The 20703-nt window shown below is 58.9% G+C and carries 19 protein-coding genes; 14 read left to right on the top strand and 5 right to left on the bottom strand.

The genetic code is table 11. The features are described 5' to 3' along the window. Positions 1-335: 335 nt before the first annotated feature. Positions 336-1298 (top strand): IS110 family transposase, encoded by a 963-nt coding sequence (locus tag AAEO81_RS01185; protein ID WP_341958274.1) that lies wholly within the window; start codon positions 336-338, stop codon positions 1296-1298. Positions 1299-1335: 37 nt separating this feature from the next. Here the strand turns inward: AAEO81_RS01185 and AAEO81_RS01180 are convergent, their stop codons facing one another. Further along, complete coding sequence (locus AAEO81_RS01180; protein WP_341961156.1) at positions 1336-2286, bottom strand: homoserine kinase; 951 nt, start codon at positions 2284-2286, stop codon at positions 1336-1338. Between the two features lie 34 nt (positions 2287-2320). After that, positions 2321-2611: a DUF2782 domain-containing protein gene (locus AAEO81_RS01175; protein WP_166593874.1), complete on the bottom strand. Its 291-nt coding sequence runs from the start codon at positions 2609-2611 to the stop codon at positions 2321-2323. A 74-nt stretch (positions 2612-2685) separates the two neighbouring features. Between AAEO81_RS01175 and polA the strand changes: the two genes are divergently transcribed. From polA to AAEO81_RS01160, 3 genes are all read left to right on the top strand, one after another. Next, positions 2686-5451 (top strand): DNA polymerase I, encoded by a 2766-nt coding sequence (polA, locus tag AAEO81_RS01170; RefSeq protein ID WP_341961155.1) that lies wholly within the window; start codon positions 2686-2688, stop codon positions 5449-5451. A gap of 80 nt (positions 5452-5531) precedes the next feature. Next, positions 5532-5762 carry a type II toxin-antitoxin system VapB family antitoxin gene (gene vapB, locus AAEO81_RS01165; protein WP_341961153.1) on the top strand — a complete coding sequence of 77 codons (231 nt, stop codon included), beginning with the start codon at positions 5532-5534 and terminating at the stop codon, positions 5760-5762. Continuing rightward, the gene (locus AAEO81_RS01160) at positions 5759-6172 is read left to right on the top strand and encodes a type II toxin-antitoxin system VapC family toxin (RefSeq protein ID WP_341961151.1); all 414 of its coding nucleotides are present in this window, start codon (positions 5759-5761) and stop codon (positions 6170-6172) included. The genes vapB and AAEO81_RS01160 overlap by 4 nt, the downstream gene beginning before the upstream one ends. A 218-nt stretch (positions 6173-6390) precedes the next feature. Here the strand turns inward: AAEO81_RS01160 and yihA are convergent, their stop codons facing one another. Next, positions 6391-7026, bottom strand: a complete 636-nt coding sequence (yihA, locus tag AAEO81_RS01155) for a ribosome biogenesis GTP-binding protein YihA/YsxC (protein ID WP_062386430.1) — start codon at positions 7024-7026, stop codon at positions 6391-6393. Between the two features lie 174 nt (positions 7027-7200). Here yihA and AAEO81_RS01150 point away from each other — a divergent pair, with 174 nt between their 5' ends. From AAEO81_RS01150 to AAEO81_RS01125, 6 genes are all read left to right on the top strand, one after another. Continuing rightward, the gene (locus AAEO81_RS01150) at positions 7201-7818 is read left to right on the top strand and encodes a c-type cytochrome (RefSeq protein ID WP_341961148.1); all 618 of its coding nucleotides are present in this window, start codon (positions 7201-7203) and stop codon (positions 7816-7818) included. A 202-nt stretch (positions 7819-8020) separates the two neighbouring features. After that, on the top strand, positions 8021-8659 hold the full coding sequence (locus AAEO81_RS01145) for a thiol:disulfide interchange protein DsbA/DsbL (protein WP_166593877.1): 639 nt from the start codon (positions 8021-8023) through the stop codon (positions 8657-8659). A gap of 9 nt (positions 8660-8668) precedes the next feature. Continuing rightward, positions 8669-9547 (top strand): endonuclease/exonuclease/phosphatase family protein, encoded by an 879-nt coding sequence (locus AAEO81_RS01140; RefSeq protein ID WP_341961147.1) that lies wholly within the window; start codon positions 8669-8671, stop codon positions 9545-9547. Continuing rightward, positions 9544-11700 carry a diguanylate cyclase gene (locus tag AAEO81_RS01135; RefSeq protein ID WP_341961146.1) on the top strand — a complete coding sequence of 719 codons (2157 nt, stop codon included), beginning with the start codon at positions 9544-9546 and terminating at the stop codon, positions 11698-11700. Before AAEO81_RS01140 ends, AAEO81_RS01135 begins: the two co-directional genes overlap by 4 nt. Positions 11701-11797: 97 nt before the next feature. Beyond that, a complete protein-coding gene (locus AAEO81_RS01130) occupies positions 11798-12574 on the top strand; it encodes an N-acetylmuramoyl-L-alanine amidase (protein WP_166593880.1) in 777 nt (258 codons plus the stop codon). Between the two features lie 81 nt (positions 12575-12655). Further along, complete coding sequence (locus AAEO81_RS01125; RefSeq protein ID WP_341961145.1) at positions 12656-14275, top strand: EAL domain-containing protein; 1620 nt, start codon at positions 12656-12658, stop codon at positions 14273-14275. A 180-nt stretch (positions 14276-14455) separates the two neighbouring features. Here the strand turns inward: AAEO81_RS01125 and AAEO81_RS01120 are convergent, their stop codons facing one another. Further along, positions 14456-16243 carry a KinB sensor domain-containing domain gene (locus AAEO81_RS01120; protein WP_341961143.1) on the bottom strand — a complete coding sequence of 596 codons (1788 nt, stop codon included), beginning with the start codon at positions 16241-16243 and terminating at the stop codon, positions 14456-14458. Positions 16244-16253: 10 nt separating this feature from the next. Next, the gene (algB, locus tag AAEO81_RS01115; RefSeq protein WP_341961142.1) at positions 16254-17600 is read right to left on the bottom strand and encodes a sigma-54-dependent response regulator transcription factor AlgB; all 1347 of its coding nucleotides are present in this window, start codon (positions 17598-17600) and stop codon (positions 16254-16256) included. A gap of 257 nt (positions 17601-17857) precedes the next feature. Here algB and AAEO81_RS01110 point away from each other — a divergent pair, with 257 nt between their 5' ends. The 4 genes from AAEO81_RS01110 (at position 17858) to AAEO81_RS01095 (ending at position 20014) form a co-directional block, all read left to right on the top strand. Then, positions 17858-18709: a BON domain-containing protein gene (locus tag AAEO81_RS01110; RefSeq protein ID WP_341961141.1), complete on the top strand. Its 852-nt coding sequence runs from the start codon at positions 17858-17860 to the stop codon at positions 18707-18709. 291 nt (positions 18710-19000) lie between these two features. Then, on the top strand, positions 19001-19288 hold the full coding sequence (locus AAEO81_RS01105) for a hypothetical protein (RefSeq protein ID WP_341961139.1): 288 nt from the start codon (positions 19001-19003) through the stop codon (positions 19286-19288). Positions 19289-19376: 88 nt separating this feature from the next. After that, positions 19377-19541 (top strand): DUF1328 domain-containing protein, encoded by a 165-nt coding sequence (locus AAEO81_RS01100; RefSeq protein WP_025257796.1) that lies wholly within the window; start codon positions 19377-19379, stop codon positions 19539-19541. 5 nt (positions 19542-19546) lie between these two features. Continuing rightward, positions 19547-20014: an inhibitor of vertebrate lysozyme family protein gene (locus AAEO81_RS01095; protein WP_341961136.1), complete on the top strand. Its 468-nt coding sequence runs from the start codon at positions 19547-19549 to the stop codon at positions 20012-20014. Positions 20015-20703 lie beyond the last annotated feature (689 nt).

Raw genomic sequence — 20703 nt, 5'->3', positions numbered from 1 at the left:
GACATCGCGGGCAAGCGCTCCTACAAAACTTCTGGGGAGCGCAAATCCTGTGGGAGCCGGCTTGCTGGCGAAGGCGTCGTGTCAGTCGCCTGATGAGGTACAGGCAGACCGCATTCGCCAGCAAGCCGGCTTGTATGTTTAGACTTGATGGGGTGGGAGGGACGGAAAGCCGAATCTGACTCTAGCCAGTACAGACCGTTGGGAGACTTCCAGCCCCACCCTGTCACCTACAAGCGCCGATATGGAATGCATCGGCCTGGACCGACGATAGAAGCAAGCCAGCGCTTACGGTGAACCCCCAGCAAGCTCTTCAACCCTAACTCGGAGGGTGTGACATGGCAATCCTTGATGCAGCGGCGATTGTGGGTGTCGATGTGGCGATGGCGGAACTTGTCACCGCTCAGCGTGGTGTGGATAAAACTCATTGTTTGGTCAATGAGCGAACTTCGATTCACCACTGGCTCAAGACATTGCCTCAAGGCAGTGCCATCGCCCTCGAGGCGACCAATACCTACCATCTGGACCTAGTGGAAATGGCCCATGACATGGGGCACCTGGTGTTTGTCGTCGATGCGGCACGCGTAAGCAAATATCGAGAAAGTCTGGGCAAGCGCGCCAAAACAGATGCGTGCGATGCACATCTGCTGGCTCGCTATCTGGAAAAGGAAGGTGACGAGCTGCGTCAGTGGAGCCCGCCACCCCAGTTGCACACCCAGCTCAAGCATCTGCTGCATCGCAGGGCCTCGCTGGTCAATAGCCAGACGTCACTGCGCCAAGGCTGGAAGGATGAAAAAGACCTCAGGAAGGGGTTCGAGAAGTTGATGCGTCGCTTCAGCCATCTGATCAAAGATATCGAGAAACAGCTCAAGCAAGTGCTGATCAAGTCCGGTGAAATGGATCAGGTCAAACGTTGCCAGGGCATCGAAGGCGTCGGGTTCCTGACCGCCACAGCGCTGTTTGCGGCATTCCTTCGAGGCGAATTCAAAAACGTAGATGCGTACATCGCCTATCTGGGGCTGGATTTGCGGGTGTCGGATTCCGGGAACAAATCCGGTCGCCGCCGGCTAAGCAAGAAAGGCGACCCCGAGGTACGCCGGCTAGGCTACAACGCTTCAATGGCCGCCTGCCGATCGGCGACATGGAAACCGTATTACGAGAAGAAAATAGGCGAGGGGAAAGCCAGAACTGAAGCGTTGACGATATTGAGCAGGAAGCTCGCAGGGGTGGCCTTCTCGCTGATGAAGAAACGGGAAGAGTACGACTCTACGAAACGTTTGGGGGTTGCCCCCCAAACATAGAATCTCCCACAGTGGTTGGTGCTGGCGGATTTAATCTTTACAACGCAAACGGCAGCGGAATGTGCGTTACCTGACGCTGTTCCAGACGCTTGCGGAATTCGCCGGGGTCATGGATCAGCACGTCCTGCCCGGCAAAGCTCTCGGCCGCGATCAAACGGGACAGCCAGAACCGCACGCAACCCACGCGCAACATCGTCGACCACAGTTCAGCCTCAGCCGCTGTAAACGGGCGCAGTGCCGCATAGGCGCCCAGCAAGGCACGGGCCCGTGGCGCATCGATCTTGCCGTCCTCGAACGAACACCAGTCATTCACTGCAATCGCCACGTCGTACAGCATCGGCGCCGAACAGGCGTTGTAAAAATCGATCACGCCGGTCAGGTGTGTGCCTTCGAACAGCGTGTTGTCGCGGAACAGGTCGGCGTGCACATTGGCCCGTGGAAGGGCCATGATCTTCGCCTGTTCGCGGGCGATTTCTTCCACTGACGCTTTCAGTAGCGCGCCTTCGGCTTCATTCAGGTGCGAGATGAAGTTGCCACCCTCTTTCAGCATCCAGTCCAGGCCGCGATCGGTGCGGCGCTCAATGGTCTTCTCGCGGGTCGCCAGATGCATGTGTGCCAACAGCTCGCCGATCTGCACGCAATGCTGGGTGTTCGGATCGGTCGGGTGTTTGCCCGAGAGCCGTGGTTGCAGCAGGGCCGGTTTGCCTTTCAGCTCACGCAGTGCCTGACCGTCGGTGGTGCGCAGGGCGTAAGGCACCGGCAGGTCGGCGTCATGCAGCACGTCCAGCAGTTCGATGAAAAACGGCATCTCCTGCACCGGGCCGCGCTCGACCAGCGTGAGCACGAACTCGCCCTGTTCCATGCTGATAAAGAAGTTGGTGTTTTCACTTCCGGCGGCAATGCCCTGGAAATCACGCAGTTGGCCGAGCCCGTACGGGGCGAGAAAAGCTTCCAGCTCGGGCCGAGCCAGGGGGGTAAAAACGGACATATGAACACTGCCAGCAAAAAGTGAATGTAGGGCGTTACCAGCTGAATAATACCCATTGGGGAATCAGCATGTCCGGTTGATCCGAACGAATGAATTGACCACTCGTACCGTCGGCGCGCACCAGATAATACGGCTTGCCATGTTTCGGCGTAATTTTCACCGCGTAGACGAAGCCGTTTGCCTTGTATTCCTGAACGAAATTGTCGCCATCTTTCTGGATCGTGACGTCAGGTTCGGCCGACGGAGCCTCGTCTTCGGCCGCCACCGCGATCAGCGGACAGGCAACCAGGAGAGCGACCAGTAACAAGCGAATTTGTGTACGCATGATAACCTTGCTCCTTTGTCGTCAACGGTCCTCGCATTCTAGCGCCGACCCCGCCGAAAAGGTTGATCCCTCACATGAGTCAAGCGCCTCTCGTCCTGGTGGACGGTTCTTCTTACCTGTACCGCGCCTTCCATGCGCTGCCGCCACTCACCACGTCCAAAGGCCTGCCCACCGGTGCGGTCAAGGGCGTGCTGAACATGCTCAAGAGCCTGCGCAAACAGTATCCAGAAAGCCCGTTTGCCGTGGTTTTCGACGCCAAAGGCGGCACGTTCCGTGACGAGATGTTTGCCGAATACAAGGCGAATCGTCCGAGCATGCCTGATGATATGCGCGTGCAAATCGACTTCCTGCACAACTGCGTGCGTGGCTTGGGCTATCCACTGCTGTGCGTCGAAGGCGTCGAAGCTGACGACGTGATCGGCACGCTCGCGCGCAGCAGTGCGGCGGCTGACCGACCTGTGATCATTTCAACCGGCGACAAGGACATGGCGCAGCTGGTGGACGGGCACATTACGCTGGTCAACACCATGACCGGTAGCGTGCTGGACGTGGCTGGCGTGAAGGAGAAATTTGGCGTCGGTCCTGAGCACATCATCGACTATCTAGCCTTGATGGGCGACAAAGTCGACAATATTCCCGGCGTTCCCGGCGTAGGCGAAAAGACCGCCGCTGGCCTGCTGGTGGGTATCAACGGCGGCCTCAAAGAGCTTTACGAGAATCTCGACAAGGTGCCGACGCTGGCGATTCGCGGCGCGAAGTCTTTGCCTGCCAAACTCGAAGAGCACAAGGAGATGGCCTTTCTGTCCTATCAACTGGCGACCATCAAGATCGATGTGCCGCTGGACATCGAACTGGATGCCCTGCACTGCGGCGAGCCGGATCGAGAGGCGCTGCTGGCGCTGTACACCGAGCTGGAGTTCAAGAGCTGGATCAATGACCTGCAACGGGACGCCAAGCAGGAAGGCACGGAAATCGCCACGCCTGAAGAGCCTGCCCCCGTCATCGAAGCCCAATACGAACTGATTCTGGAGCAGACCCAGTTCGACGACTGGCTGAAAAAGCTCAAGGCCGCCAAGCTGTTCGCCTTTGTCGTGCAGAGCAACGGCTCCGACGCCCAGCGCGCACAGATCGTCGGCCTGTCGTTCGCCATCAAGACCCACGAAGCCTGCTACATCCCGCTGACCCACTCCTACATGGGCGTGCCGCAGCAGCTGGATCGCGACGCGGTGCTCAACGCCGTCAAGCCGATGCTCGAAGACGCGAGCAAGGTCAAAGTTGGTCAGCACGCCAAATTCGCGATCAACCTGCTGGCAAACTGCGCCATTGGTGGTGATCAGGCCCAAGGCATTGACGTGCAGGGCGTGAAATTCGACACCATGCTCGAATCCTACGTGCTGGACTCGACCGCCACCCGCCACGACCGCGACAGCCTGGTTGCGAAATACCTGGACCACACGCCGGTCAATTTCCAGGACATCGCGGGCAAAGGCGTCAAGCAGCTGAGTTTCGACCAGATTGCCTTGGAGCAGGCAGGCATCTACGCCGCTGAAGAAGTGGACCTGACCCTGCGCCTGCACGAAGTCTTGCAAGAGAAGCTGGCGAAGACGCCAAGTCTGGCGCCGGTACTGAACGACATCGAGATGCCCCTGATGCCGGTATTGGCGCGTATCGAGCGTCAGGGCGCGTATGTCGATGCCAAGCTGCTGGGGATTCAGAGCGTCGAGCTCGGCAACAAGATGACCGAGCTGGAGCGTGAGGCGTTTGCCATCGCGGGCGAAGAATTCAACCTCGGCTCGCCAAAGCAACTGGGGGTGATTCTTTACGAAAAACTCGGCATGCCGATCATCAGCAAGACCGCCACCGGCCAGCCCTCAACAGCAGAAGCGGTGTTGGCAGAACTGGCCGAGCAGGAATTCCCGCTGCCCAAGGTGCTGATGCAGTACCGCTCGATGAGCAAGTTGAAAAGCACCTACACAGACCGGCTGCCGGAGCAGATCAACCCGCGCACCGGCCGGGTCCACACTTCTTATCATCAGGCAGTGGCGGTGACCGGGCGTCTGTCGTCCAGCGATCCGAACCTGCAAAACATCCCGATCCGCACTGCCGAAGGCCGCCGGATTCGTCAGGCGTTCGTCGCGCCCAAAGGCTACAAGCTGCTGGCGGCGGACTATTCGCAGATCGAGCTGCGGATCATGGCGCATCTGGCGAAAGACGAAGGCCTGCTGCACGCCTTCCGCAACGATCTGGACGTGCACCGCGCCACGGCCGGTGAAGTGTTTGGCGTTGAACTGGCCGATGTCACCAACGACATGCGCCGCAGTGCCAAGGCGATCAACTTCGGCCTGATTTACGGCATGAGTGCATTTGGCCTGGCCAAGCAGATCGGCGTGGATCGTAAGCAATCCCAGGCGTACGTCGACCGTTACTTCGCGCGCTACCCGGGCGTACTCGACTACATGGAGCGCACTCGTACCCAGGCCGCCGAGCAGGGTTTCGTCGAGACCATCTTCGGTCGTCGCCTGTACCTGCCGGATATCAACGCGAAAAACCAGGCCCTGCGCAAAGGCGCCGAGCGCATGGCGATCAACGCACCGATGCAAGGCACGGCGGCGGACATCATCAAACGCGCCATGGTCGCGGTGAATGGCTGGCTGGAGTCGTCAGAGCTGGATGCACGGGTCATCCTGCAGGTTCACGACGAATTGGTGCTGGAAGTGCGCGAGGATCTGGTCGAGCAGATCAGCCAGGACATCCGCGTGCACATGAGCGGTGCTGCGAAGCTGGACGTGCCGTTGTTGGTAGAAGTGGGCGTGGGCAACAACTGGGATGAGGCGCATTGATCTCACGCCAGACATAGGTCTTGCATAGGTCTGACGGCGTGCTTATATTGCATAGGTCAGGCATATGCAGGGGACAGATCATGCGCACGGTTTCAATTTTCAAAAACGGCAAGAATCAGGCAATCCGCTTTCCCACCGATATGGCTTACGAAGGTGTCGGTGAGCTGGAGATCACCCGCGAGGGCGATACCATCACGCTGCGCCCGGTTCGCTCAAGCTGGCTTTCGCTGGCCGACTTGCCGGTTGCCGACGACGATTTCCTGCAAGAACGCCCGGTGGTTGTCGATGACGAAGGCAGGTTCGAGCTGTGACGGTGTACATGCTCGATACCTGCATCTGTTCCTTCATCATGCGCGAGCGTCCCGAGTCAGTCTTGCGACGCCTGGCTGCGGAAGTCTCACGTAGCAACCGGATCGTGATCTCTGCAATCACCTACGCCGAGATGCGCTACGGGCAGATCGGCAAAAAAGCGTCGCCCAGGCATAAAACGCTGGTCGACGAGTTCGTGAAGCGTCTGGACGAGGTTTTGCCGTGGGACAGGCATGCCGTTGATGCCACCATCGAGGTCAAGCGCCAATTGACCGAAGCGGGTCTTGTCATCGGTGGAAACGACACCGCCATCGCCGGGCATGCCATCGCCAAGGGGTGCGTGCTTGTTACCAACAATGTGAGAGAGTTCAGCCGGGTTGCGCAGTTGTCCTACGAGGACTGGGTGCACTGAGTCTTGCCTTCTACCTGCGCTGCCAACATTAAATTTCCCCGGTTTTTGAACTTCTTCGTCCATACCCCGGTCAGAGGTTGCGAATGGCTGACGTAGCCATTCATGCTCCTATGTTGTGTTAAGTGTTGGCAGATATCCGGACTTTTCCCTAAAGGTCTGGACTTAGACCCCGAACTTCCCCTCCCCATATGAAGTCCGGGGTTTTTTTTGCCTGCGATTCAGGCCGCAGGCGCTTTGTCTTCCAGTTCCATCCAGTCGGCCAGGACGGTGTAGGCCTCTTCCAGTCCCATGCGCTTGGGCGCGGAGAACAGCTGAATGGTCACGGCATCACCCCAGCCCTTGCGGATTTCCGACTGTACTTTGAGCAGCGTGTTCTTCGCCGCGCCGAAAGTCAGCTTGTCGGCCTTGGTCAGCAGAATGTGCATCGGCATGCCGCTGGCGATGGCCCAGTCGAGCATCAACAGGTCGAAATCCGTCATCGGGTGGCGGATGTCCATCATCAGGATCAGACCTTTCAAGCTTTCCCGACTGCCCAGATACGCTTCCAGGTGACGTTGCCAGTGTTGCTTGAGCGGAATCGGCACTTTCGCGTAACCGTAACCCGGCAAGTCGACCAGGCGGCGATCGTCGTCCAGACTGAAGAAGTTCAGCAGTTGCGTACGACCGGGCGTTTTCGAGGTGCGGGCCAGGCTGGCGTGGGTCAGGGTGTTCAGCGCGCTGGATTTACCGGCGTTGGAGCGACCGGCGAAGGCCACTTCGAAACCTTCGTCATCGGGGCATTGGTCGACTTTGGCGGCGCTGAGCATGAACTTGGCTTGTTGGCACAGGCCGAGGATCGGGTTCTTGAGTTGCATGGGATATCCGGTGAGGCGTTGCGGCGAGGGTGCGGCAACGTGTGTCATTTTCCGTTCGATGGGCGCAAGTATATATTGCCGCAGATTTTGTGTGTGCTTGTCCCGTCCACAGGGTGAAGTTCGCAGAAGTCGGACTAACCTTACATCAACAACAAAAATGAGTTGGATCAGCCGATGAACAAGCTATTGGTGAGTCTGCTCCTGCTGCTGGGCATTACCGGCGCAGCGCGAGCCGCTGATGTGGTCGTGGGAGACCCCGCCGCTGGCCAGGCGAAAACCGCTGTGTGTGGTGCCTGTCATGGCCCGGATGGTAACAGCATGGCTCCCAATTTTCCGAAACTGGCCGGACAGGGCCAGCGCTATCTGCTTAAACAACTGCACGAAATAAAAGACGGCAAGCGCACCGTGCTCGAAATGACCGGGATGCTGAACGCCCTCAATGATCAGGACCTGGCGGACATCGCCGCTTATTTCTCCGGCCAGAAAGGCAGCGTCGGCGCGGCGGACGCCAACCTGGTGGCGCGGGGCGAAGCACTGTTTCGCGGCGGCAAGATTGATCAGGGAATGCCCGCGTGTACCGGTTGTCATTCACCCAACGGCGCTGGTAATGCGGCGGCAGGCTTTCCGCATCTGGGTGGGCAACATGCGGACTACGTGAAAAAGCAGCTGACGGCCTTCCGCGAAGGTGACCGCACGAACGATGGCGACACCATGGTCATGCGCACCATTGCATCCAAACTGAGCAACAAGGATATCGACGCGTTGGCGGCCTACATACAGGGTCTTCATTAAGTCTGGATTAACGCTAAAGCCTTGATTCAGGGCCATTCGACGGCCGGAAAACGTCGTTCGCGTTTATCGTGCAGACGGGCTAAAAAGGGTAGCGAACGGCTGCCCTTTTTTGTGCGCGCAAGCGTTACACTTGCGAACTCACATCACCCCGCCCGGTCCAACTGCGGCCATCGTGGTGACTTTTCATGCCCAGGAGTTAAGCATGCGTAATCTGATTCTCAGCGCCGCTCTGGTGTTCACCAGTCTGTTCGGTCTGACCGCTCAAGCGGCAGAGCCGATCGAAGCTGGCAAACAATATGTCCAGCTGAGCAGCGCCGTTCCGGTCGCCGAGCCAGGCAAGATCGAAGTCGTTGAAATGTTCTGGTATGGCTGCCCACACTGCTACGCGTTCGAGCCGACCATCAATCCATGGGTTGAAAAACTCCCGGCTGACGTTCACTTCATCCGCATCCCGGCGATGTTCGGCGGCCCATGGGATGCCCACGGCCAACTGTTCATCACCCTGGACACCATGGGTGTAGAGCACAAGATTCACACCGCCGTGTTCGATGCCATCCAGAAAGGCGGCAAGCGTTTGACCGACCCGAACGACATGGCTGACTTCGTCGCCACTCAAGGTGTCGATAAGCAGAAATTCCTCGAAACCTACAACTCGTTCGCGGTGAAGGGCAAGATCGCCCAATACAAGGACTTGGCCAAGAAGTATGAAATCACTGGCGTCCCTACCATGATCGTCAACGGCAAATACCGTTTCGACCTGGGCACGGCCGGTGGTGCTGAGCAAGCGCTGGATGTGGCCGATCAGTTGATCGCCAAAGAACGCGCAACGCTTGCCAAGTAAGCGCCGATCATGACGCGCTGGGGTACTGAACGCACCGTTGCCCGGCATATCCCCAAGGTCAACGAGCGACACCTGCAAGAAACCGGATTGCCTGCCGATGGCCGGCTCCGGTTGCTCAGCTTCAACATTCAGGTGGGCATCAGTACCGAGCGCTATCGGCATTACCTGACCCGTGGCTGGCAGCATTTGCTGCCCCACACCGGTCGGGCTGGCAACCTGCAAAAGATCGGCAACCTGCTGAACGACTATGATCTGGTCGCGTTGCAGGAAGTCGACGGCGGCAGCCTGAGGTCGGGCTACGTCAATCAAGTCGAGCACCTTGCCCAGTTCGGATCATTCCCGTACTGGCATCAGCAGCTCAATCGCAACCTGGGACGTTTCGCCCAGCACAGCAATGGCGTGCTGAGTCGTCTGCGCCCTTGGGACATTGAAGATCATCCGTTGCCCGGCCCCTCGGGTCGCGGCGCGATTCTGGTCCGCTTCGGTGAAGGTGAAGACGCGTTGGTCGTGGTCGTCATGCACCTCGCACTCGGGGCGCGCACCCGAACCCGGCAACTGGCGTACATCCGCGAGCTGATCGGTGGCTACAAGCATCAGGTGCTGATGGGTGATATGAACACCCACGCAGCGGACCTTTTGGAAACCTCCCCCCTGCGCGATCTGGGCCTGCTTGCGCCTCAGATCGAAGCCACATTTCCCAGCTGGCGCCCGCAGCGCTGTCTGGACCACATTCTTCTCAGCCCGACCCTGACGCTTGAAAAAGTGCAGGTGCTGGCTCAGCCCATTTCCGATCATCTGCCGGTTGCGGTGGAGATTCGCTTGCCGGCCTCATTAATCGGTGACTCCCTGCCGATAACAAGCACATCTCCCCGTGAGCCCTCGGAATGAGCGACGAAGCCCAACGCTGGAAAGAAAAATACCTCAAGAGCATCGAGCAACAGGACAAGCTCGAAAAGCGCTGGAATGCCCGTCTCGACCTGCTGCGGCGCGGTCTCGTGCGCAGCAGCCTGGCGGCAGAAGGCGCTGACAAGGCAGTCGATCAGTGCATGAAAGAAATGCGCGAAATCGTGCGCAGAGACGACATGGACGCCGGATTGGCGGCACTGATTCCACGGCTCGAAAAGGCGGTGCTGGATTCCGAACAGCGCCGCGAACAGCGTATCGAGCAAATGGGCACGGCGCTGACTTCGCTGGTCACTCAATTGCAGTCTTTGCCTCTGCCTCGGGAAGTCGCCAAACCACTCAAACGCTTTGCCAAGAACCTCGAAGACCGCGTCAATCAAGCCCGTGAGTTGCCGTTGCTGCTGAGTGAGCTCAGCGGTTTGCAAGGCCAGGCATTGTCGCAGGTCGAACACCCGGAAGGCGCGAGCCGGCCAGGCTTCTTGCAGCGTTTGTTCGGTAATCGTGATTCGGCAGCCGACGGCACTGACGTCTCGCACCTGCCTGATCACTCCGTTGCCGATGCGCCCAAGCCGATTGCGCCGGTCAAGACTCACAATGATGACGACGATGACGAGGTGCCTGCCGCGCCGGTCGCGCAAACGGCGCAGTGGACTAACGAAGCCCCTCCCGCCGAGTTGGCAGCCATGGTTGAGCGTCCTGTCGCGCGCGCCGATGCTGCTGCGCCACTCGAGGCCCCCGAGACAGTGGCGATGGCCCTGTCCCACGAGGTCAAGCCTGCCCCTGAGCCTCGTTCGGTCGAGCAACTGGAGAGTGAAGTTCCTATCGCCGAGGCAGCCCCATCGCCCGTGGCAGTGGTCGAGTCGCCTGCGGTCGCCGAGCCCGAGCCTGCGGATGTCGTCAGTGAAGGGCCGCTGAGCGACGAAAACAAAACGGGCGAAGAGACGTCCAGCGAAGAACAAGCCATTGAGGCTGCCGAGGCTGAGAGGGTGGAAGACGAGGTCGCTCAGGAAGCGATCGACGACCGTGCCAATGAAGAGGCCGATGAGACTGAAGAGGAGGGTCCTTATGCGCTGCCGTCCTCTCCCGAGCCTAGCTACAGCTCTGTCGCCGCGCACATTGAAGAGACATTGCTGGGTCTTCTCAACGATCTGACCCTGCCCGAGCACCACCGGCCCCAGGCCGAAGCCATGCGCGTCAGGCTTGAGCATGGGCTGAACTGGTACGAACTGCTGCCGATCCTCGATGACCTTGCCGTGCTGATGCTGGCCATCACCGACAGCGGCCAGCACGAATTCGAGCTTTATCTCAAACAACTGAACGAGCGTCTGGAGTCATTCCAGGCGAATCTGCAAGCGGCCAGCGACGATCACGCAGGGCAGCAGACCGCCTCCCGCGAAATGAGTGATCAGTTGCGCGAGCATGTCGGTGATTTGCAGAGCAGTGTGCAGGAAGCGGCTGATCTCACCAGCCTGAAAACGATTCTGGAAACCCGGCTGGAAGGTTTGCTGGGCACCATGGACGCGCATCAGCAGCAACGCGATGAGCGCGAGCAGGAAGTCGCATCGCGGTTGCAGTCCCTCGCCAGCCGCGTGGCGACCATGGAGCAGGAAGCGGTTGGCTTCCGTGCGCACCTTGAAGAGCAGCGGCAAAAAGCCCTGATCGATACGCTGACAGGGTTGCCCAACCGTGCCGCCTGGAATGAGCGCCTGGAGCACGAAGTCGCTCAATTGCAGAAGCGGCGCTCCAACTTGCTGCTCGGCATTCTCGATCTGGACCATTTCAAGCGCATCAACGACGGCTACGGTCATCTGGCGGGCGACAAGGTGTTGAAGATCGTCGCCGCACAGCTGAAGAAGCGTTTGCGGTCCTCGGATTTCATCGCCCGTTTTGGCGGTGAAGAGTTCGTGGTGCTGCTTCCTGACACTCAGTTGCCCGATGGCGTGGCGCTGCTGGAGCGACTGCGAGAAGCCGTCGAACAATGCCCGTTTCACTTCAAAGGCGAGCCGGTGACAATCACGGTCTCGATGGGCGTCACCCTCTTCAAACCGGGTGAACGCAGTGATCTGGTGCTCAAACGGGCAGACGAGGCCCTGTACCGGGCCAAGGACAGCGGTCGGAATCGCATCGAGCAAGGGTGAGACAGCACGCGTTCAGTTTCGGCCTATCGCAACTTTGGGCGCCGCGCTGGCATTACGTTACACTGTTGCATTACTTGCCTCAGTGTTCTGCCTTTTTATGAAGTCTTATTGCGTACTTTTCCTCGCCCTGCTGCTGACAGCTTGCTCCAGCGGACCGAAGCTGGACACCAGCCATCCTTCGGCAAATTTCGACAGCCGCGCCCAGTTCGTGGTGGTCCATTACACCTCTGCCTCTCTGGATCGCTCCCTCGCGTTGCTGACCCATGGCGAAGTCAGCGCTCACTACCTGATCGGCGATGGCCCTGCCACGACCTACAAACTGGTGGATGAAAGTCAGCGCGCCTGGCATGCCGGTGAAAGCGAATGGGACGGCCGCACCTGGCTCAATTCCAGCAGCATCGGCATCGAGATCGTCAATCCGGGCTATCGCGACACACCGACCGGGCGCCTGTGGTACCCATACAGCGAAGCGCAGATTCAAGCGCTGATCGTGCTGCTGAAAGACATCGTCAAACGCAACAAGATCGAACCCCGTCATGTGATCGGCCACAGTGACATTGCGCCCTTACGCAAACTTGATCCGGGGCCGTTGTTCCCGTGGAAGCGTTTGGCTCAGGAAGGGCTTGGCATCTGGCCGGACGAGCAGCAGGTCGCCCAACAGCAGGCGCAGATGACGGGCGTGGTGCCGAGCGTCACCTGGTTCCAGCAACAATTGGCGATGCTGGGTTATCCGACCCCGCAAACGGGCGAGTGGGATATTGCGACGCGCCACGTGCTGGGGGCGTTCCAGATGCACTATCGACCGCAGAAATTTGACGGCGAGCCGGACCTGCAAAGCGCGGCGATCCTGCAGGTATTGAATTCAAAGCACTAAATTTTTCTTAGGGCCGCTTTTTAACGGGCTATTTCTGCGCTTGTTGCTATACCTCATGGGTATTCCACTGGATATTGGCCGATGTTCACGGCTTCACCGCAATTGCGCTCAGTCCTCTACCGCCCTTCGCTCCTGGCTCTGCTGGCAGCGTTGTTGAGTGCGGTCGTGCTGCTGGCGGGCAGTTTCGGGCTGGCGATGCATCAGGCCAAGCAGGAAGAAAGCGCGCAGATGAATGCTCAGGGCGAGCGTTTTCTGGTGCGTCTGGAGCAGCTTTTCGACCAGCTCCGCGCTGGCCTTGATCAGCTCGAAGCCCAGCCCTTGCGTGGTTGCAGTCCGGAAATGGTCGAGCAATTGCGTCAGGTAAACTCGCGCTACCGCTTCATTTATGAAGTCGCGTACGTCAGCGAGGCTCAAACCTGTTCCAGCTGGACGCGCGAGAGCATGATTGGCAAGCCGCGAGCGCCGGACATTCGCGGCCCCATCTACGATTACTGGCTCAACACCTCGACTCAACCGGACGATAACCTCGCCTCGCTGATGCTGGGCAGGGGTGATTTTCGCGTATCAACGTCACGCGGCCATTTGACCGACGTGGTCGATCTGCCTGCAGGCGGGAGCCTGGTTGTGGTGCTCGATCAGGGTAAAAAAGCCGTTCCGGTGCTTGGGCCGCCCCAAGCGTGGCCGCCTACGCCCGACTGGTCGCCAACGACCATCGAGACATTGATCACCACTCAGGACAAGTTGGTCTACCGGATGCCCACGCAGAGTCCGGAATATCAGTTGGTCCTGATCACGCCGCGTAACGGCTTGCAGCAGAAAATCACCGGCGCCTGGTGGTTGCTGGTTCCCGCCAGCGTGTTGGTCTCGTTGTGCATCGGGATTCTGGTGTTGCAGCTCGTTCGGCAGCGCCAGTCGCTGGGTGGGGAATTGCATGGCGCGCTCCGTCGGGGCGAGTTGAAGGTTCTGTACCAACCCATCTTCGACCTTAATACCCGCTTGTGCGTGGGCGCTGAGGCACTGGTGCGTTGGCGACGACCCGACGGCACGCTAACCAGCCCCGACCTCTTCATTCCGCTGGCCGAAAATACCGGGCAGATTCGTCAGATCACTGATTTCGTGTTGCAGCAGTTGCTTGAGCAGCTCGGGCAACTGCTGCGCGCCAATCCGCATTTGTACGTGTCGGTAAACCTGGCAGCCTGCGATGTGATGGCACCTCGGATTGGTCGAGTGACCGCAAAGCTGCTGGCATTGCATCGCGTTGCAGCCCGGCAGATTGCGTTTGAAGTGACCGAGCGGGGGTTAGTGGACGTGGTGGTCGCACGCAATCACCTGCAAGCGTTGCGTGACCGCGGGCATCAGGTGCTGATCGACGACTTCGGGACGGGGTATTGCAGCCTGGCGTACTTGCAAACCTTGCCGGTGGATTGTTTGAAGATCGACAAGGCCTTCATTGATGCCCTTGGTCATGACGCCGCCAGTAGCGGCGTTGCTCCACACATCATCCGCATGGCCCACGCCCTGCAATTGAAAGTGATCGCCGAGGGTATCGAATTCGAATCTCAAGCCCTGTTACTCAAGAGCGAGGGCGTGATCTACGGCCAAGGCTGGCTCTTCGCCCGGCCTCTGACAGCAGCCAAATTCACCGAACTGGTGACGGGTGGGCGGCGTAATACCGGACGCAGGGCCGATGATGTGGCGTGATGGGTTTAGTGGTTACGGAGTCAGCACTGGCCCTCTGTAGGAGCGAATTCATTCGCGAGAGGCCAGTGCATCCAACAGATGTCTTTCGTCTGTACCACCGCATCGCGAATGAATTCGCTCCCACATGGGGCAGTGTTTATTCTGCGAGGGTTAAGCAGCGTCCAGGCTTGCGAGCGATGCCTACAACGGCAACGCCATATAAAACTGCGTGCCTTGCCCCGGCCGTGAGTACACGCCCATGCGTCCGCCGTGGAGTTGGACGATTTCCTTGCACAGCGCCAGGCCCAATCCCGCGCCACCCTTCTTGCGCCCGACCTGCACAAACGGTTCGAAGATCCGGGCCTGCTGGCCGTACGCGATGCCCTCGCCGTTGTCTTCGACGCTGATGATCAACCGCTCCCCGTGTCGACGCGCCTGGAGCCGGATAAGCCCGGATTGCGGCGTGTGGCGCAGGGCATTGTCGAGGAGGTTGTCCAATACGCGGTCCAACTGGACCTTGTCGGCCTGCAGACGTGGCAAGGGTTCCTGCATTTCCAGCAGGACCATTACGTCCTGTTCCTGCGCGGTTTCGGCAAAGCGCTGACGCGCCTCAGTGAGCAGGTCATTAACATCACAGGGCGCCAGCGCGAGTTTTTGCAGGCCGTTCTGGTAGCGCGAGAAATTCAGCAGGTCGTTGATCAGCTGCATCAGCCGCTGCATCTCTTCATTGACGGTCTTCAGCAAGTCCGTTTCCCGGGAATCGGGGGCGAAGTGCACGCGCTCCTGCAACAGCCCGAACGCCATGTGCATGCCGGTCACCGGGGTGCGCAATTCGTGGGAGGCGCGAAGCACGAATTCGCTACGTACCCGTTCGAAGGCCCGCTGCTCTGTCACATCGTGCAACACCATCACCGCCCCGAGGATGTGGCCTTTGGTGTGGCTGACAGGGGTCAGGCTGTAGGTCAGCAGGCGGGTTTCGCCGTCGACCTCGATAGACAAGTCTTCCGGCGCTCGCTCCAGCGTTCCGCCGCGCAGCACCAGGTACAACTGCTCGTCCAGTTCCGGACGCTGCAACGCTTCACCCAGTCCTTGGCCCAAACGTCCCTCTTCCCAACCCAGCTGCCGCTGCGCGACCGGGTTCAGGTGTTCGAGTCGGCCTTGGCGGTCGATCATCAACAGCCCGTCGTCGATGCTGTCGAGGACCGCTTGCAGCCGCTGCTGACCGGCGAGCAACTCATCCACGTTGGTGACCTGATGCTGACGCAGGGCCTCGGCCATGATGCCGAAGCGACGCGTCAGCAAATTCATTTCGGCAGAGGATGAAATGGGCAGCAGCACTTCAAAGTTGCCTTGGCCGATGTTGTCCGCCGCCTTGGCCAACGCCTCGATAGGGGCGCCAAAACGGCGGGCGATGCCGTGGGCCGTGACGAAACCGATGGCCAGCACCGCCAACCCGACCAGCCCTAATAAAGCAGCCACCCACAATGCGCGAGTTCGCGAGGCGCTTTCAGCCTGGCTGATGTTTTCCAGCGCCTGACGATGGGCGTCGAGCAAACCGTTGCGTAATGCGTTGAAGGTCGCCGTGACCGTCTTGTCATCATTCAGTGCATCGGCCGAGTCGCCCGCCTCTTCCAGCGCCTTGAGGAATCGCTCGTAATCCACCCGCGCTTTCTCGAAACCGCTGTGGGTGTTGGTCTGCTGATCGTGATCGATGCCCTGATCGAGCAAATCCTGAAACTGCGCCTGATTCTGCTTGAGCGCCACTTGATCGGGACGGTCCTTGAGCAGCATCACCAACTGATCGCCGAGGTTCTGGCGCAGTTTGAGGCCGATATCGAGCGTGATGAAGTTGTGGTGGATCAAATCCTCCTGGGACTTGGCCATCTGCATGACGCTGACCAGACCCAGTATCAGCCCCAGCAACGCGACCGTCATCAGCGCCGAAATGCTGAGGAACAGTCGGGTGCGCAACTTCATCGCGAACTTCATGGGCGCCCTGTCACAAGTTGTACTGCTTGCGTTTGCGGTACAACGTCGAGGCGTCGATGCCCAGCGTGCGCGCAGCCTGATCGAGGGTATCGCTGGTGGCCAGCACGGCGCCGATGTGCGCTTTTTCCAGTTCGTCCAGACTCAACGCGGCACCCACACGTGGTGCGTTGTTGGTCGGTTGTTCACCCATGCCCAAGTGACTGATTTCGACCTTCTCTTGCGGACAGATAATGCTGGCCCGCTCGATCACGTTACGCAGTTCGCGAATGTTGCCCGGCCAGCGATAGTTCACCAGCGCACTGCGGGCTTCTTCACTGAAACCACGGGCTGGGCGACCGTATTCCTTGACGAAACGGGCCAAAAAGCGGTCCGCCAGCGTCAGGATGTCCTCGCCGCGCTCACGCAACGGTGGCAGGTGCAGCGTGATCACGTTCAGGCGATACAGCAGGTCTTCGCGGAAACGGCCTTCGCGAACCATGTCTTCCAGATTCAGGTTGGTGGCCGCAAGGATGCGCACGTCGGCACGGCGGGTAACAGGGTCGCCTACGCGCTCGTACTCTTTGTCCTGAATGAAACGCAGCAGTTTGGGCTGCAATGTCAGTGGGAAATCTCCGATTTCGTCGAGGAACAATGTACCGCCGTCTGCCTGATTGACCCGGCCCAGTGTGCTTTCGCTCGCCCCGGTGAAGGCGCCGCGGCTGTGACCGAACAGCTCGCTTTCCATCAGCTCGGCGGTGAGCGACGGACAGTTGATGGTCACGCAGGCTTTTTTCGCCCGTTTGCTCCAGCCGTGAATCGCCCGCGCCAGCTCGCCTTTACCGGTTCCGGATTCGCCGAGGATCAGGATGTTGGCGTCGGTGTTCGCCACTTGGCGAGCTGTTTCCAGAATCGCCATCATCGACGGGCTGTGGGAATCCAGACCGTCCTTGGGTTTGCGCACTTCGCCTTCCAGCGCTTCCAGACGCGCCGACAACTGACGCACCTCCAATTGTTTGGCGGTCGCCAGACGCAACTGATCAGGGCTGCACGGTTTCACGAGATAATCCGCCGCACCGGCCTGAATGGCGTCCACGGCAGTGTCCACCGCCGAATGTGCGGTCACGATGACCACGCGCATCCACGGCGCCTGAATGCGCATCTGCGCCAACACATCGAGACCGTTGTCTTCACCCAGACGCAGGTCCAGAAAGCACACGTCGAACACTTGACGTTGCAACAGCGCCTCGGCCTGGGCCGCACTGTTGGCGGTGGCGACGCTGTAGCCTTCATCTTCCAGGCAATAGCGGAAGGTGCGAAGGATGGCGGATTCATCATCCACAAGCAGAATACGGCCCTGATTCTCAGTGGCTGCTTCCATTTTTCCTACGCTCCTAAATGAATGATCTTGGTTAGTCCCGGAAAAATCGGGCAAGTTGCATGGTTCATTCTGATTGATTCAATGCGATGCCGGGTAGTTATCTGGCGAAATTTCAGACAACAGATTGATCTACGTCCTACAGCGTCGACTCTCTGTCTGGTGCAGGGATCGTGATCTGCATCTCCTCGGGTGTAGAACGTCTGGGCGAATGGAAAGTCTCTCCAGTAGCACCTTTTGGAACTGTCTGGAGAATTGCCATGCACCCGCTCAAGAAAATCGCCTTGGCTGTGGCCACCACCGGCTGGCTCGCGACGATGCCGGTCGCGCACGCCGCGCAAAGCGATGTGCAAACGCAACTGGCCGAAGCGCGTCAGGAAGGCTCGATATGGACGGCCTTCGCACTCAATCGCCATTTGAGCCCGTTCAACATCGGCGTGAAGGTTGAGCAAGGCACAGCCATTCTGACCGGCAAGGTCGAGAACGAGGTGGACAAGGAGTTGGCCACGCAAATCGCCGGCGACACGCAAGGCATCAACAAGGTCGACAATCAGCTGCAGATCGATCCGGGGGTCGCTGCGGAGCCCGGCACCAAAGCCAACATGGCACAGCGCTTCGACGACGCCACGCTGACCGCGACGATCAAGTCCAAGCTGCTGTGGAACAGCGTCACAGAAGGACTGAACATCGATGTAGCGTCCGCCAAGGGCGTGGTGACGTTGAAGGGTCAGGCAAAAGATGCCGAGGCCAAGCAACTGGCGGGCAGCCTGGCGAGCAACACTGACGGTGTCACGGAAGTGAATAACCTCATCAGCGTCAGCGCACGCGACACCCAAGCCATCAAAGAGCAGAGCGAAGCGCAGGCCAATAGCGTGCGTGAAGAGTTCAGCGACGCGTGGATCACCAGCAAGGTGAAGTCCAGCCTCATCTATAGCCGCAATCTCGATGGCCTGAATATAAAGGTGGAAACCAAAGGCGGCGTGGTGAGCCTGGATGGCGTGGTGGCCAACTACGCCGAGAAAGAGCTGGCCGTTGAAATTGCTCGCAACATTCGAGGGGTCAAAGGCGTGGATGCCGATACCTTACGGGTGATGACCCGCAGTGCCGGTTGATAGCCAGCCTCTCCAGAGCAGCGGGTTTGTCGGCGGCGGCGTCCTTGACGCCTGCCGCAGCCGGCCCGCCCGCCGCTACACGTCGCGACACTTTGCCCCACCCTCTCGTGCAATACGCACGATGTCAAATGTTCAATCGTGCAGCTTGCTCGTAGGAAACTTCATCCTACCGATGCTAAGCGCTTGATTTAAAACAACTTTATTTGATCAAAAAAGCTGGCACACAGGCTGCAATATCTCTAGCAACAAGGTCTGAACCGTCGACCGACAAGATTGCCTGGAGCCCACTGCATGAACACTCAACGCCTCGCCACTCTGCGTATCTCTCCACTGCACCTGCAGCAAGGTTTGTTCGCCAGCCTGGCGTTGATGATCACGCTGATCGCCGTTCAGCAGTTCGCACACTGGACCCAGAAACAGCAAGAGGTTGTCCAGATTCACCACACCTATAGCCATGCAGCGCCTTTCGCCAAAGCGAGCGCGCTCAAGGCAACTGATGTAGGCCTGAGTCTGCAACCGGTTGAAGACGCCGCTGCCGCCATTGAGCAAGCGCCGCGTCAACAGAGTTGGGTTTTCTGACCAGCAATGGCGAAGACGCAATCTATGCCGAGGTTCCTATCCGATACCTCGCTGTAGCTGAAAATTAAAAACAGTAAGGAGAATCACCATGTTGAGCTGGGCTATCACATTTCTGATCATCGCTATCGTCGCTGCAGTTCTGGGCTTTGGTGGCATCGCAGGCACCGCCACGGGTATCGCCAAGATTCTCTTTATCGTGTTCCTGGTGATGTTCGTCGTGTCGTTCTTCTTCGGCCGTCGTGGTCGAGGCTAACCAGAATGATCCGCAAGCACTTCCATGCCATGACGCTGGCGCTCCTGACGAGCGCCAGCGCCATGGCGATGGCAGCCAACGATGGTCAGGCGCGGGTGAACGAGCTGTTGAGCTCTGATCCCGAGTATCGCCAGACCTGGTCAAGCGTTGTGAAGAAAGAGGAACGGTTGCCGGATTGGGTGATCAATCTGTCCGGCGCATCGGACCAGATGAATGCGGTGACCGAGGATGGTGACACATACCTGGTAGGGCCTCTCTGCGAAACCCAGGACACGTGCATCAACAAACGGCTCATCGTCGCGTTCAGTCTCGACAAGTCACATGCCTATGCCATGTTGGTCGAGGTTCCAGCGGGCCTGCCGGCGGATAAATCCCCAACGCGCCATGCTGAATACCGTTTCATCGGCAAGCCGGACGAGGGCATGCAAGGCCTTCTCAAAGAGCAGCTGAAGAAAGATCCAAACTGGTACTGATTCAAATGATGGAAGACCAAATGCAGTTGGGTCTTCCTGAAAGCCGCGCAACCCGAGGAGGGTCGGCGCGTGACCAAGGGGCCGGGGCGCTCTGACCAATGGAGTGGTTGCAGCGCGCCAGGTGTACAGGGAGTACTCCCACTCGTGGGCCGGGTCAGGAAGCCGCACCGCAAGTCCATCGTCCGATCGCCTTTGAGTGGCGAGCCGACAGTGGGCTTGCGACGCGCAAATGATATGTTCGTATCACTCCGCTTCAATCCCCCTGTTTCTAATTCTCTAAGCCCTACGACCGTATATCGATAAATCTGCCCCCTCAGATGACGTCTCGGTCGTGGGTGACCATTTTGTCACTTGCCTCTTCTGATACACCTCCCACTGGGCTGCAGGCGACGTTTTAGCCACTTCTCAGCACAAATGTGCGCATCGGCTAATGCTCTGTTTCAGGGCGTTTCACAGTAAGTCTTTGATTTTCCTCATGCCGATTACGCATGAGGTAGTCGTTTACGGCATTAGACGCTGATGGTCTGGATGGGAATAGTTGCGCCCTTTTTCCGCCTGCCGAGAGCTTGGACGCTCGTTTGCAGAGACCTTCTGGACAGATCCAAGGGCATCCGCGCTTCGATTCGACTTCACAAGAGCGACCCCGAAAGTGTCGGTGAGAAATGTCCACGCCAACTACAACAAGGTTA

Origin of the sequence: Pseudomonas sp. RC10, from assembly GCF_038397775.1 — a bacterium.
Classification (GTDB): domain Bacteria; phylum Pseudomonadota; class Gammaproteobacteria; order Pseudomonadales; family Pseudomonadaceae; genus Aquipseudomonas; species Aquipseudomonas bambusae.
The sequence above is the reverse complement of the archived record's forward strand: the minus strand, read 5'-3'. Positions and strand labels throughout refer to the sequence as shown.

Coding starts and splice junctions, on each gene's coding strand:
- AAEO81_RS01185 (WP_341958274.1), top strand. CDS start 336: ATGGCAATCCTTGATGCAGCGGCGATTGTGGGTGTCGATGTGGCGATG.
- AAEO81_RS01180 (WP_341961156.1), bottom strand. CDS start 2,286: ATGTCCGTTTTTACCCCCCTGGCTCGGCCCGAGCTGGAAGCTTTTCTC.
- AAEO81_RS01175 (WP_166593874.1), bottom strand. CDS start 2,611: ATGCGTACACAAATTCGCTTGTTACTGGTCGCTCTCCTGGTTGCCTGT.
- polA (WP_341961155.1), top strand. CDS start 2,686: ATGAGTCAAGCGCCTCTCGTCCTGGTGGACGGTTCTTCTTACCTGTAC.
- vapB (WP_341961153.1), top strand. CDS start 5,532: ATGCGCACGGTTTCAATTTTCAAAAACGGCAAGAATCAGGCAATCCGC.
- yihA (WP_062386430.1), bottom strand. CDS start 7,026: ATGCAACTCAAGAACCCGATCCTCGGCCTGTGCCAACAAGCCAAGTTC.
- AAEO81_RS01150 (WP_341961148.1), top strand. CDS start 7,201: ATGAACAAGCTATTGGTGAGTCTGCTCCTGCTGCTGGGCATTACCGGC.
- AAEO81_RS01145 (WP_166593877.1), top strand. CDS start 8,021: ATGCGTAATCTGATTCTCAGCGCCGCTCTGGTGTTCACCAGTCTGTTC.
- AAEO81_RS01140 (WP_341961147.1), top strand. CDS start 8,669: ATGACGCGCTGGGGTACTGAACGCACCGTTGCCCGGCATATCCCCAAG.
- AAEO81_RS01135 (WP_341961146.1), top strand. CDS start 9,544: ATGAGCGACGAAGCCCAACGCTGGAAAGAAAAATACCTCAAGAGCATC.
- AAEO81_RS01130 (WP_166593880.1), top strand. CDS start 11,798: ATGAAGTCTTATTGCGTACTTTTCCTCGCCCTGCTGCTGACAGCTTGC.
- AAEO81_RS01125 (WP_341961145.1), top strand. CDS start 12,656: ATGTTCACGGCTTCACCGCAATTGCGCTCAGTCCTCTACCGCCCTTCG.
- AAEO81_RS01120 (WP_341961143.1), bottom strand. CDS start 16,243: ATGAAGTTCGCGATGAAGTTGCGCACCCGACTGTTCCTCAGCATTTCG.
- algB (WP_341961142.1), bottom strand. CDS start 17,600: ATGGAAGCAGCCACTGAGAATCAGGGCCGTATTCTGCTTGTGGATGAT.
- AAEO81_RS01110 (WP_341961141.1), top strand. CDS start 17,858: ATGCACCCGCTCAAGAAAATCGCCTTGGCTGTGGCCACCACCGGCTGG.
- AAEO81_RS01105 (WP_341961139.1), top strand. CDS start 19,001: ATGAACACTCAACGCCTCGCCACTCTGCGTATCTCTCCACTGCACCTG.
- AAEO81_RS01100 (WP_025257796.1), top strand. CDS start 19,377: ATGTTGAGCTGGGCTATCACATTTCTGATCATCGCTATCGTCGCTGCA.
- AAEO81_RS01095 (WP_341961136.1), top strand. CDS start 19,547: ATGATCCGCAAGCACTTCCATGCCATGACGCTGGCGCTCCTGACGAGC.